General features: G+C 70.7%; 9 protein-coding genes. 1 reads left to right on the top strand and 8 read right to left on the bottom strand.

Annotated elements, in window-relative coordinates:
• The first annotated feature begins 27 nt into the window (after positions 1-27).
• Positions 28-978, top strand: a complete 951-nt coding sequence (locus tag FIV43_RS05270) for a RecB family exonuclease (RefSeq protein WP_141013289.1) — start codon at positions 28-30, stop codon at positions 976-978.
• On the opposite strand, the gene FIV43_RS05265 is transcribed toward FIV43_RS05270, so the two are convergent.
• The 8 genes from FIV43_RS05265 to metH all read right to left on the bottom strand — a co-directional run bounded on the left by FIV43_RS05265 (position 945) and on the right by metH (position 12803).
• Positions 945-2291, bottom strand: a complete 1347-nt coding sequence (locus FIV43_RS05265) for an ABC transporter ATP-binding protein (protein ID WP_141013288.1) — start codon at positions 2289-2291, stop codon at positions 945-947. The two genes, FIV43_RS05270 and FIV43_RS05265, sit on opposite strands and share 34 nt — an antisense overlap.
• Entirely contained in the window at positions 2275-3351 is a 1077-nt protein-coding gene (locus FIV43_RS05260; protein ID WP_141013287.1) for an ABC transporter ATP-binding protein, read from the bottom strand. Before FIV43_RS05260 ends, FIV43_RS05265 begins: the two co-directional genes overlap by 17 nt.
• Positions 3338-4336: an ABC transporter permease gene (locus tag FIV43_RS05255; RefSeq protein WP_141013286.1), complete on the bottom strand. Its 999-nt coding sequence runs from the start codon at positions 4334-4336 to the stop codon at positions 3338-3340. Before FIV43_RS05255 ends, FIV43_RS05260 begins: the two co-directional genes overlap by 14 nt.
• Before the next feature lies 1 nt (position 4337).
• A complete protein-coding gene (locus FIV43_RS05250) occupies positions 4338-5360 on the bottom strand; it encodes an ABC transporter permease (protein ID WP_141013285.1) in 1023 nt (340 codons plus the stop codon).
• A gap of 78 nt (positions 5361-5438) precedes the next feature.
• Entirely contained in the window at positions 5439-7073 is a 1635-nt protein-coding gene (locus FIV43_RS05245) for an ABC transporter substrate-binding protein (RefSeq protein WP_141013284.1), read from the bottom strand.
• 82 nt (positions 7074-7155) lie between these two features.
• Complete coding sequence (locus tag FIV43_RS05240) at positions 7156-7803, bottom strand: HAD family hydrolase (protein WP_141013283.1); 648 nt, start codon at positions 7801-7803, stop codon at positions 7156-7158.
• Positions 7804-7938: 135 nt separating this feature from the next.
• Positions 7939-8976: an App1 family protein gene (locus FIV43_RS05235; protein ID WP_141013282.1), complete on the bottom strand. Its 1038-nt coding sequence runs from the start codon at positions 8974-8976 to the stop codon at positions 7939-7941.
• Positions 8977-9011: 35 nt separating this feature from the next.
• The gene (metH, locus tag FIV43_RS05230; protein ID WP_141013281.1) at positions 9012-12803 is read right to left on the bottom strand and encodes a methionine synthase; all 3792 of its coding nucleotides are present in this window, start codon (positions 12801-12803) and stop codon (positions 9012-9014) included.
• Between the last annotated feature and the right edge of the window lie 96 nt (positions 12804-12899).

Raw genomic sequence — 12899 nt, 5'->3', positions numbered from 1 at the left:
TCGGTGCCCTCTTCTAGCCTGCTGGGCATGGACACCGAGCTGGCCGCACCGGCGCCGGAGGACCCCCCGGCCGCTGCACCGCCCGGGGTCCGGTCGCTGCCGCTGGAGGCCGTGGGGTCGCTGTCGCCGTCGAGGGCCGGAGACTTCCTCACCTGTCCGCTGCTCTACCGGTTCCGCACCGTCGATCGGCTGCCGGAGCGACCATCGGTGGACGCCGCCCGCGGGACGCTGGTGCACAAGGTGCTCGAGGACCTCTTCGACCGCCCGGCCGACGAGCGCACGCCGACCTCGGCGGGCGCGATGCTCGAGCCGAGCTGGGAGGCCCTGCTCGAGGTCGAGCCGGGGCTCGCCACCCTCTTCGAGCCCGACGGCATCCCCGACCCCGCCGCACTCGCCGCGTGGCTGGGCTCCTGCCGGGCAGCGCTGGAGCGCTACTTCACCTTGGAGGACCCGCGTCGGTTGGAGCCTGCCGACCGGGAGCTCTACGTGGAGTCGATGACCGACTCGAAGCTGGTGCTGCGCGGGATCATCGATCGGGTCGACGTGGCGCCGGACGGTTCGATCCGGGTGGTGGACTACAAGACCGGTCGCGCGCCGCGGGAGGGAGGGGAGGCCCGCGCCCTCTTCCAGCTGAAGTTCTACGGGCTCCTGCTCTGGCGGATCCGCGGCGTGGTGCCCCGCCGCCTGCAGCTGATCTACCTCGGCGACGGCCAGATCGTCTCCTACGACCCCGACGAGCAGGACCTGGCGGCCACGGAGCGCAAGGTGGAGGCGATCTGGCGAGCCATCTCCGCCGCCCAGGAGTCCGGCGAGTGGCTGCCCCGCCGCAGCGCGCTGTGCCACTGGTGCGACCACCAGGCGATCTGCCCCGAGTTCGGTGGCACCCCGCCCCCACTGCCGGAGGTGCCGCCGGTCCTCGGCAGCACTCACCCGGTCGAGGACGTTCAGCCCGTTGAGGAGTCGGTCTCCTCCGGATAGAGGTGGCAGGCGACCTGGACGCCGCCGGCGGGCCGCAGCTGCGGGTCGCTGCCGTCCCGGAACTCCACCCGGACGCCGTCGCCGTCGTCGACCACGCCCTGCACGCCGCGCCACAACGGCTCGTCGGGATCCTCCTCCCGGATCCGGCCGAGGAGCTCGCGTGCCGGCGCCGCTCCGGTGCGTCCCAGGCGCGGCTCCGCCTCGGGCCGGGAGAGGTCGTCCAGCGAGCCCACGACCGCCGACTCGGCGGCGTACTCCTCCGGCGTCCGTCGGGTCCAGTGGTTCTCCACCAGGGTCTTGAGGTCGCGTGCCTCCCAGCCGCACTCCGCGACGGCCACCGGGCAGCGCGGGTGGAACGAGCAGCCGGACGGCGGCTCCGCGGCGTCCGGGATCTCGCCGCGGGGCAGGTCCCGCGGGATCGACCGATCGGGGTCCGGGTCGGGGATCGCGGCGAGCAACGCCCGCGTGTAGGGGTGCCGCGGGTTGGCGAAGATCTCCTCGGTGGGACCGATCTCCACGATCCGGCCCAAGTACATGATGGCGATCCGGTCGCAGAAGTACTTGGCGCTGGCCAGGTCGTGGGTGATGTAGACGTAGGTCAGGCCGAGGTCGCGCTTGAGGTCGAGCATCAGCTGCAGGATCTTCGCCCGCACGGACATGTCCAGCATCGAGATCGGCTCGTCCGCGATCAGCACCTCGGGCTCGAGGATGATCGCCCGCGCGATCACGGCGCGCTGCTTCTGCCCACCGGAGAGGTCGGCCGGGTACTTGTCGAGGAAGTCGTCCACCGGGGAGAGGCCGACCCGCTCCAGGGTGGCCGCCACCCGTGTGGCTCGCTCCGTCTTGGTGCCCCAGCCGTGGATCACCAGCGGGTGCTCGACCGCCTGGGCGATGGTCATCGAGGGGTTGAGTGCGGCCGTGGGGTCCTGGAAGACCATCTGCAGGTCGGTGCGCAGCTGGCGCAGTGCCGCACCACGCATCGCGGTGACCTCGGCGACACCCTGCTGGCCGTGATAGCTGATCGAGCCGTCGGTGGCCGGGACCAGTCCGAGCAGGGCGCGGCCGAGCGTGGTCTTCCCGCTGCCCGACTCCCCCACCAGCCCGACCACCTCGCCGCGCCCGATACGGAGGTCGATCCCGTCGACGGCGCGCACCGTGCGCGGGCGCAGCCCGAACAGTCGGCTGAAGGCGTTGCCCTGCAGCTCGAAGTGCACCGAGAGGTCGCGCACGTCGAGGATGTGGTCCCCGCCGGGAGCGGTGGGGTCGGGGGGCTCGACGGCAGTGGAGCCCGTCGGATCAGGCTTCGTCGGCAACGGCCAGCTCCTCTCGTTCCAGCGGTGCGGACTCCTCGGCGTCCAGGTGGACGGTCCCGTCCCGCTGCTCGGCGGCCCAGCAGGAGAACCGGTGCTCGGCGGAGCCCGGGCGCTGCCGCTGCGGCGGCAGGCGCCGCGCGCAGATCGCCATCGCGTCCGGGCAGCGCGGGTGGAACCGGCAGCCCGCCGGCGGGTCGACCAGGGAGGGCGGAGCGCCCTCGATGAACTCCAGGCCGGTCGTGGACAGCGAGATGGTCGATCGCAGCAGCTCGCGGGTGTAGGAGTGCTGCGGCGCCCGGAAGACCTCGCGGGCGTCACCGATCTCGACGATCCGGCCGGCGTACATCACCGCCACCCGGTCGCAGGCCTCGGCGATGATGCCCAGGTTGTGGGTGATCAGCAGCATCGAGGTGTCCACGGCCTCCCGGAGGTCGTGCAGGATCCGGATGATCTGCGCCTCGACCAGCACGTCGAGCGCGGTGGTCGGCTCGTCGGCCACCACGAACGCCGGCTCCAGCACCAGGGTCAGCGCGATCAGCAGTCGTTGCCGCATCCCGCCGGAGAACTCGTGGGGGTAGGCGCGGAACCGGGTCGGCGGGATGCCCATCGTGCGCAGCATCTCCAGGGAGCGCCGCTCGATCTCGGCCTTGCGGATCCCCGGCTGATGGGTGCGCAGCGCCTCGGTGAAGTGCTCGGAGATCCGCATCAGCGGGTTCAGCCGGGTGAGCGGCTCCTGGAAGATCATCCCGAGGTCGCCACCGCGCAGCGCGTTCTGCCGCTTGCGGGGGAGGGTGAGCAGGTCCTCGCCGCGGAAGCGCAGCTCGCCGTCGCGGGCGGCGCCCGGCGGCAGCAGGCCGAGGAGACCGCGGCCGAGTGTCGACTTGCCGCAGCCGGACTCCCCGACCAGTCCGAGGATCTCGCCGGGGCGCAGGTCGAAGGAGACACCGTCGACGGCACGCACCGAGCCCTGCTCGCCGCCGTACCAGACCCGCAGGTCACGGACCTCGAGGGTCGCGTCGGAGCCGGTCGACTCCGGCCTCCTCGGCTCAGACGTGCTCATCGGCCGCCTCCTTCTCGGGGAACCGCACCGGCAGCAGCCGCCGTCGCCGCAGCGCGGGGTTCAGGGTCTCGTTGAGGCCCTCTCCGACCAGGGTCAGCCCGGTGATCAGGAGCACGATGGCCAGTCCCGGCCAGAGCCCCGTCCACCAGATGCCGGCCTGGGCGTCGTCGAGGGCCCGGTTGAGGTCGAAGCCCCACTCCGAGGCCTCCATCGGCTGGATGCCGAGTCCGAGGAAGCCGAGCGCGGCCAGCGTCGAGAGCGCGTCGGCAGCGTTGAGCGTGCCGAGCACCGGGACGGACTGGATGACATTGCCGAAGAGGTACTTGCGCATCACCGTGGACGGCTTGGCGCCGAGGGCGCGGGCTGCCTCGACGTAGGTGGACTCCCGGACCGAGACCGTGGTGTTGCGGACCACGCGGAAGTACTGCGGGATGTAGATGACGGTCAGCGACAGTGCCGCCGCGACGATGCCGTTGCCGAGCTTCTGGTTCAGCAGGAAGGCCATCACGATCGCCAGCAGCAGCGAGGGGAACGCGTAGAGCGCGTCCATCAGGAAGACCAGCACCCGGTCCAGCGCGCCGCCGACGTATCCGGCGAGCAGTCCGAGCGGGACACCGAGCGCCACCGAGAAGAGCACCGAGATCACGATGACCTGCATCGCGGTGCGCGCTCCCCACACGACGCGGGAGAAGATGTCGAAGGCCATGTCGTTGGTGCCGAGCAGGAAGTAGCTGCTCGGCGGGTCGAGCTCGGGCAGCCGTACGCCGTCCACCCGGCTCTCCGCGAACCCGTAGGGCGCGATCAGCGGTGCGAACACCGCGAGCACCACGAAGACGACGGTCAGCACCAGCCCGATCACGAAGAGCCAGCGGGCCATGCCGCGGGTGTGCCAGATCCGCGGGAACACCCGGACCAGCACCACGGTGGTGCCGACGACGCCGAGGACGACCAGCGCCCACTGGACGATGTCGATGAACGCACCCATGTCAGTACCTCACCCTCGGGTCGATCAGGGCGTTGATCACGTCGACGACGACCGAGACCACCACCACGACCAGGGCGAAGAACGTGACCAGGCCCTGGACCGCGACATAGTCGCGGGCGAGCACGTAGTCGACCAGGTCGGTGCCCAGCCCCGGCCAGTTGAAGGTGTTCTCGGTGAGCACGGCACCGGAGAGGGTGAGGGCCACCTGGAGCCCGATCACGGTGACCACCGGGACCAGCGCGTTGCGGAAGGCGTGGTCGCGAACCACCTTGCGCTCCGCGATGCCGCGGGCCCGCGCGGCCTCCACGTAGTCGGCCTGCATCGACTGGATGACGTTGATCCGGACCAGCCGGATGATCACCCCGGAGAGCAGCATGCCGAGGACCAGGCAGGGCAGCACGTGGTGCTGGAGCACGTCCAGCACGTAGTCCCCGCTCAGCACGGCGTCCACCAGCAGGATGTGGGTCCGGGTGGGTATCTCGTAGATCGCCGTCGGCGAGGCGATGCCCGACGTGGGCCAGGACGGCAGCACGTTGTCGACCGCGATGATCAGCAGGATCCCGACCCAGAAGATCGGCGCGGCGTAGACCACGATGCCGAGGATCCGGATCGGCGCGTCGATCGCGGTGTCCCGGTGGCGCCCGGCCCAGCGTCCCAGCGGGACGCCGACCGCGACGGCGAACAGGAACGCCCCGACGGTCAGGGTGAGCGTCGCGCCTCCGTGGTCCCGGATCAGGCTGGTGACCGGGGTGCCGTCGGAGAGGGCGTTACCGAACTGGAACCGGACCACGTCGCCGAGGTAGTCCAGGTACTGCGTGAGCAGCGGACGGTCCAGGCCGAGCGCCGCCTGGCGGCGGGCGATCTCCTCGGCCGACAGCTTGCCGCCGGCGGCAGCGGTGACCGGGTCGCCCGGTGCGATGCGCAGCAGGAAGAAGACGAAAGTCAGCAGCACCCACATCATCGGGATGATGAGGAGCAGTCGGATGGCGATGTAGCGGGGCAGTGATCCCCGGCTGGAGCTCAACGGGCCTCCTGGGCGTGTGAACCGACGACGGCCGGAGAGGGCACCCGGGATCCCCGGGTGCCCTCGCGGTCGTTCAGGTCAGCTCTTGGTGATCATCCAGAAGCGGAAGACGTACGTCGGGTCCAGGGTGTCCTGGACGCCGCCGACGCCGTCGCCCACGGCGGCGACGTTCGCGCCGTTCCAGGTCGGGATCAGCGGCACGTCCTGCGCCACGATGTCCTGGATCTGTCCGATCGTCTCGTCCCGGGTGCCCTCGTCGGTCTCACCGAGCTCGGCGTCGACCAGTTCGTTGACCTCGGGGTTGGAGTAGCCGTTGGCGAAGAAGCCGCCGTCGACCACGAACGGGCTGAGGTAGTTGTCCGCGTCGAGGAAGTCCGGGTACCAGCCGAGCATGAAGAGGTCGTAGGCGCTCTTCTTGTAGTCGGTCTGGTACTGCTCCCACTCCCCCGCCTCGGCAGTGACGTCGAAGAGGTCGGTGGCGTTGAGCTGCTCGGCGATCTCGGTCGCCTCGTCGACCGCGTTCGGTCCGTAGTGCTCCTGCGGGTAGCCCAGCTTGAGCGCCACCGGGGTCTCCACGCCGGCGTCGGAGAGGATCTTCTCGGCCGCGTCGGCGTCGGGGTCGCCGTACTCCTCGGCGAAGGAGTCCTTCTGGCCGCCGAAGCCCGGCGGCACGATCGAGTACGCCGGCTCCACGGTGCCGTCGTAGGCGTTGGTCGCGATCTGGTCGCGGTCGATGACCTGGGCGACGGCCTGCCGGACCGCGTCGTCGGTGCCCGCGCCGTTGTTCATGTCCCAGACCCAGTAGCGGAACTCCGAACCCTGGCCCTTGAGCACGGCGATGTCGTCGTCGGCCAGCGCCTTCTGCTGGGTCGGGCTCATCGAACGCCAGGCCACGTCGACCTCACCGGTCTTGACCGCGGAGGTCAGCGAGGTGTCGTCCTTGTGGAAGGAGACGAACACGCGCGGCGCGATGCCGGGGTGCGGGCCGCCGTAGCTCTCGTTGAGCTCGAAGACGGCCTGCTGACCCTCCTTGTACTGGGTCAGCATGTAGGGGCCGGAGCCGGAGTGCTCGTCGGTGTCGGCCAGCTCCTTGTTCGCCGGGTAGACCTGCTCGTCGACGATCGAGGCGGTGGCCGTGCTGAGCACCTTGAGGAAGGTGGTGTCCGGCTTGCTCAGGTTGAACACGACAGTGGTGTCGTTGGGGGTCTCCACGGCACCGGGCGCGAGCTTCGGGTTCGGCGACGCCGGGTCGTCCATGATCGAGCCGAGCAGGATCGCAGACCCGTTCGGGTCGTTGATCGCGATGTTGCGCTCGAGTGAGTACTTCACGTCCGAGGAGGTCAGCTCGTTGCCGTTGGCGAACATCAGGCCGTCCTGCAGCGTGCAGGTGATGGTCTTCGGGTCGTCGTAGGCGCACTCGGCGGCGTCGGGCTCGGGCTCGGAGCCGTTCGCCGGCACGGTCATCAACTGCTGGAACATCTGGTACTGGAGGTTCCAGGAGCCGATGTCGTAGGCGCCGGCCGGGTCCACCGAGGTGATGGCGTCGGTGGTGCCGAGGGTCCACTCCTCGCTGCTGTCCGCAGCGGGTTCGCCTTCGGAGTAGTCGACGCCGATCGGCTCGCGGTCGCTGGCCGGCGGTGGGGTGTCGCTGCAGGCCGCGAGGCCGAGTCCCAGCACGCCGACTCCGAGGACGGCAGGCAACTTGCGGATCACGTGTTCACCATCTTTCCCGAGTGGGCTCCTCCGGAGCGGAGGAGAGATGGCAACGGAACTTACTCCCGCGCTCCGGGGCGTGCTACCGGAGATCCGCCTGCGACGTGTCTCGATCCGGCAACGTTTTGAGGTCGTCGACCGTGACGTCGGTCAGGCTCGCCCGGAACTCCAGCCCCGGACGCTCGGGCACCGGCACGTGGTTCGGGACGGCGATCGTCCGGGCGCCCGCGGCGAGCGCGGAGGCGGCCCCGGTCGGTGAGTCCTCCAGCGCCACACAGTCCTCGGGGCGCACGCCCAGGTGGCGCGCCGCGGTCAGGTAGGCCTCCGGATGCGGCTTGCCCTCGCTCACCTGGTCGCCGGTCACCACGACGTCGAAGGTCCCGGGCGGCAGCGCGGCCAGGATCGGGTCGACGAAACGCCGGTAGGACATCGTGACCAGTGCGCACGGGATGTCCTGCGCGGCGAGTGCGTCGAGGAGCTCGCGGGCGCCGGGACGCCACGGCACGCTCTCGGTCACCCGGGCGACGACGCCGTCCAGCAGCATCTCGACCACCTGCTCGGCGGTGTGCGGGAGGCCGAGCTTCTGCTTGATCGCCCGGCCGGAGACGAGAAGGTCGTTGCCGACCAGCGCCATCGCGTCCTGGTGGGTCCAGGTGCCGCCGTGCGCCTCCGCGATGGCGACCTCGGTCTCCATCCAGTACGGCTCGGTGTCGACCAGGGTGCCGTCCATGTCCCACAGGACGGCTGCGACCCGCCGGTCCGGAGGTCCGGTGAGGTCGTCGTGCAGGGACGGGTCGCGGGGCGCGGCGGTGCTCAGGGGACTTCTCCGTACGTGGATTGGCGGGGGCAGGTGGGCGCAGCCACTCTAGGTCGGCGGGGCCGCTCCCCCGCCATCCGGATCGTCGGACGGCAACAGCCCGATCGACGCCGCGTGACGCCGTACGACGTCGCTGTCGGCGGCGAGCACGAACGGGACGCCCGTCGGCCACCCGTCGGCCACCGCCTCGACGCGACCGTCACCGGGGTCCAGGCGCACCTCGCGGATGTAGACGGCCCGGATCCGACCGGGGTGCGCGCGGACGATGTCGGCGTAGACCTGCGGGTCGTGCTCGCCGGAGTCCCCGAGCAGCACGAACGACAGATCCGGATGGGTGCGCAGCACCTCGGCGATCCGGGCGTGCTTGGTCTCGCGCCCCTCCCGGGTGCCGATCAGGTCGCGCAGCAGGACCGGTCCCAGCGGGAACCTGCGGTGCTCCAGGAACGCGACCAGGAAGGCGTGCAGGTTCCACGGGCTCGAGGAGACGTAGAAGACCGGGTTGTCCGGGGTCGCGAGGTCCCGGTAGAGCTCGGCGGCGCCGGCGAAAGGGGTGCGGGTCAGCGCGGAGCCGGTCAGGGTGGCGCGGACCATCTGGCCGGCCCCCTGGACCCCGGTCTCCAGGATCGTGTCGTCGACGTCGGAGATCACGCCGAAGGCCGCGTCCGCCGACGGCACCCGGACCCGGAACGGGGTGGTGTGCGACGCGGTCAGCCCTCGGTGCCCCTCGACCACCTCGACGGTGCCCGACGCCCACGGCCCCTCGAGCCCGGTGACGCGCAGGACGGCATGGAAGTAGCCCTCACTGTCGGTGACCACCTCGCTGGTGGTCCCGGCCAGCCGGATCCGCAGCGGGACGCCCGGCAGCTCGACGGTGAGGAACTGCCGGACCCCGCGCAGCAGCGCGGCGCCGAGGCCCTCACCCTCGATCGCGTCCGTGGGCGGCGGGTTGTCCAGCACCCGTCCGCGGACGACCACGCCGCCGGACCCGGCGTGAGCGAGGTAGGGCTCGATCCTGAAGTGCTGCGGCGGCCGACCGGCGCGTCGGCGCAGCCGGGCCGTGTCCCAGCGCTCCTCCGCGCGGACCAACCACCGCTGCCTCTTCCCCACGCCTGGCGTCCCGCTCAGTCGTCGGGGTCGTACCCGAGGTTGGGCGAGAGCCACTTCTCCGTCTCGGCGACGGTCCAGCCCTTGCGCCCGGCGTAGTCCTCGATCTGGTCGCGGCCCAGCCGGCCGACCACGAAGTACTGCGCCTGCGGGTGGCTGTAGTACAGCCCGGAGACGGACGCGCCGGGCCACATCGCCATCGACTCGGTGAGCTCGATGCCGGTGTTGGTCCGGACGTCGAGCAGCTCCCAGATGGTCTGCTTCTCGGTGTGGTCGGGGCAGGCCGGATAGCCGGGTGCGGGCCGGATGCCGGTGTACTTCTCGGCGATCAGGTCCTCGTTGCTGAGCTGCTCGCCGGGCACGTGAGCCCAGAACTCGGTGCGGACCCGCTGGTGCAGCCGCTCGGCGAACGCCTCGGCGAGCCGGTCGGCCAGCGCTTCGAGGAGGATCGCCGAGTAGTCGTCGAGCTCCTCCTTGAACGCCAGGATCCGTTCCGTCGTGCCCAGACCCGCGGTGACCGCGAACCCGCCGACCCAGTCGCCGGCAGCAGCGGCCGCGCTGCCGACCGGTGCGACGTAGTCGGCCAGCGAGCGGTTGGGCACCCCCTCGCGGTGCTGGCCCTGCTGGCGGAGCTGGTGCAGCGTGGCGCGCACCTCGGTGCGGGACTCGTCGGTGTAGACCACGAGGTCCTCCCCGGTGCTCGCCGCCGGGAAGAGGCCGTAGACGCCGTTGGCGGTCAGCCACCGCTCCTCGACCAGCCGGTCGAGCATGGCCTGCGCGTCGTCGTACAGCTTGCGGGCGGTCTCGCCCTGGGTGGGGCTGTTCAGGATGTCGGGGAACTTCCCCTTCATCTCCCAGGCGTTGAAGAACGGCTGCCAGTCGATGTAGTCGCGCAGCTCGGTGAGGTCGTAGTCGGCGAGCACGTGCACGCCGGGCGCCTTCGGCTGCGGCGGCGAGTAGTCCGTCCAGTCGACCGGCGTCGCGTTGGCGACCGCGTCGGCGAAGGCCAGCACCGGGCGCTCCGACTTCTGCGCGTGTCGCGCCCGCAGCGCGTCGTAGTCGGCCTGCACGTCGGCCATCAGCGCCGGACGGCGGGCCTGGGAGAGCAGCGCCGCGGCGGTGGGCACCGACCGCGACGCGTCCTTGACCCAGACCACGGGGCCGTCGTACTTCCGGTCGATCTTGACCGCGGTGTGGGCCCGGGAGGTGGTGGCGCCACCGATCAGCAGCGGGATCTGCAGGCCCTGGCGCTGCATCTCGCCGGCGAACCCGACCATCTCATCGAGACTGGGCGTGATCAGCCCGGAGAGACCGATGATGTCGGCACCGACCTCCGCGGCGGTGTCCAGGATCCTCTGCGCCGGCACCATCACGCCCAGGTCGATCACGTCGTAGTTGTTGCACTGCAGCACCACGCCGACGATGTTCTTGCCGATGTCGTGGACGTCGCCCTTGACGGTGGCCAGCACGATCGTGCCGTTGCTCTCCGACTGCGTCGCCAGGGCGGGGTCCTTCGCCTTCTCCTCCTCGATGAACGGGATCAGGTAGGCGACGGCCTTCTTCATCACCCGGGCCGACTTGACCACCTGCGGGAGGAACATCTTGCCGGCGCCGAAGAGGTCGCCGACGACGTTCATCCCGTCCATCAGCGGACCCTCGATCACCTCGATCGGCCGGCCGCCGCGGGCCTCGATCTCGGCGCGCAGCTCCTCGGTGTCGGCCTCCACGTGCGCGTCGATCCCCTTGACCAGCGCGTGCGTGATCCGCTCACCGACCGGGAGGCTCCTCCACTCCTGCGCGGTGGCCTCCTCGACCCTGCCGCTGCCGCGGTGCTGCTCGGCGAGCTCCAGCAGCCGCTCGGTGGCCTGCTGCGGATCCCCGGTGCGGTTCAGTACGACGTCCTCGATCGCCTCTCGCAGGTCGGTGTCGATCTGGTCATAGCTGACCAGGGCTCCCGCGTTCACGATGCCCATGTCGAGTCCGGCTCGGACCCCGTGGTAGAGGAAGACCGCGTGGATCGCCTCGCGGACCGGGTTGTTGCCGCGGAAGCTGAACGAGACGTTCGAGATGCCGCCGGAGACCAGCGCGTGCGGCAGGTTCTCCTTGATCCAGCGGGTGGCCTCGATGAAGTCGACCCCATAGCCGGCGTGCTCCTCGATGCCGGTGGCGACGGCGAAGACGTTCGGGTCGAAGATGATGTCCTCGGCCGGGAAGTCCACCTCCTCGACCAGGATCCGGTAGGCGCGGCGGCAGATCTCCTTGCGACGGGCGAGGTCGTCGGCCTGGCCGTCCTCGTCGAAGGCCATCACCACCGCGGCGGCGCCGTACTTCTTGCAGAGCCGGGCCTGCTCGACGAACTTCTGCTCGCCCTCCTTCAGGGAGATCGAGTTCACGATCGGCTTGCCCTGCACGCAGCGCAGACCCGCCTCGATGACCTCCCACTTGGAGGAGTCGATCATCAGCGGCACCCGGCTGATGTCGGGCTCGGAGGCGATCAGCTTGAGGAACCGGTCCATCGCGGCGACGCCGTCGATCATGCCCTCGTCCATGTTGACGTCGATGACCTGGGCGCCGTTCTCCACCTGCTGCGCGGCGACGGAGAGCGCGGTGTCGTAGTCGCCGTCCTTGATCAGGTTGCGGAACCGGGCCGAGCCGGTGATGTTGGTCCGCTCGCCGACGTTGACGAAGAGGCTCTCCTCGGTGACCGTGAACGGCTCCAGGCCGGAGAGCCGCAGCGCGGGTGCCACGGCGCTCGGGGTGCGGGCCGCCTTGCCGGCGACCGCCTCGGCGATGGCGGCGATGTGGGCCGGGGTGGTGCCGCAGCAGCCACCGACGAGGTTGACCAGACCGGCCTCGGCGAACTCGCCGACGACGCCGGCGGTGTCGGCCGCGGCCTCGTCGTACTCGCCGAAGGCGTTGGGCAGTCCGGCGTTGGGATAGGCGGAGACGAAGGTGTCGGCGACCCGGGCGAGCTCGGCCACGTAGGGGCGCATCTCCTTCGCCCCGAGCGCGCAGTTGAGGCCGACCGCGATCGGGCGGGCGTGCCGCACGGAGTTCCAGAACGCCTCGGTGACCTGCCCGGACAGGGTGCGTCCCGAGGCGTCGGTGATGGTGCCGGAGATGATCACCGGCCACCGGCGGCCGGTCTCGTCGAAGAGGGTCTGGATCGCGTGGATCGCGGCCTTGGCGTTGAGCGTGTCGAAGATCGTCTCGACGATCAGCAGGTCGGCCCCGCCGTCGACGAGGCCGCGGGCGGCCACCAGGTAGGCGTCCGCGAGCTGTTCGTAGCTGACGTTGCGGGCGCCGGGGTCGTTCACGTCCGGGCTGATCGAGGCGGTGCGGGTCGTCGGCCCCAGCGCCCCGGCGACGTACCGCGGCCGTCCGGTGGCCGCGGCGACGTCGTCGGCGGCGGCGCGGGCCAGGCCTGCCGAGACGACGTTGAACTCGTAGGCGAGGTCGGCCATGTCGTAGTCACCGAGCGAGATCGCGTTCGCGCTGAACGTGTTCGTCTCGATGATGTCGGCGCCCGCCTCGAGGTACTCGCGGTGGATGCCGGCGATGATGTCGGGCTGGGTCAGGCTCAGCAGGTCGTTGTTGCCGACGAGGTCCACGTGCCAGTCCGCGAACCGCTCGCCGCGATAGCCGGCCTCGTCGGGCCGGTCGCGCTGGATGGCGGTGCCCATGGCGCCGTCGATGACCGCGATCCGCTCACCGAGCAGTGCGGTCAGCGCGTCGGTGGCATCGGGCCGCCACCCCGCGGCTCCGTCGGGGCTCCCGGTGACGGACGTGCCGTTCGTCGGCTCGGCCAATGCCTGCTCCTTCCGTGTGGAAGGCGTCCTTGGAACCGTGCGTTCGACCGAGCGTGGCGGTCGGGCACAGCCCTCCCGTTGCAACGCCTCTCGGCT

This window comes from Nocardioides sambongensis, assembly GCF_006494815.1.
Lineage (GTDB): Bacteria > Actinomycetota > Actinomycetes > Propionibacteriales > Nocardioidaceae > Nocardioides > Nocardioides sambongensis.
This window is presented reverse-complemented; position numbering and strand designations above follow the sequence as displayed.

Coding starts and splice junctions, on each gene's coding strand:
- FIV43_RS05270 (WP_141013289.1), top strand. CDS start 28: ATGGACACCGAGCTGGCCGCACCGGCGCCGGAGGACCCCCCGGCCGCT.
- FIV43_RS05260 (WP_141013287.1), bottom strand. CDS start 3,351: ATGAGCACGTCTGAGCCGAGGAGGCCGGAGTCGACCGGCTCCGACGCG.
- FIV43_RS05240 (WP_141013283.1), bottom strand. CDS start 7,803: ATGGACGGCACCCTGGTCGACACCGAGCCGTACTGGATGGAGACCGAG.
- FIV43_RS05255 (WP_141013286.1), bottom strand. CDS start 4,336: ATGGGTGCGTTCATCGACATCGTCCAGTGGGCGCTGGTCGTCCTCGGC.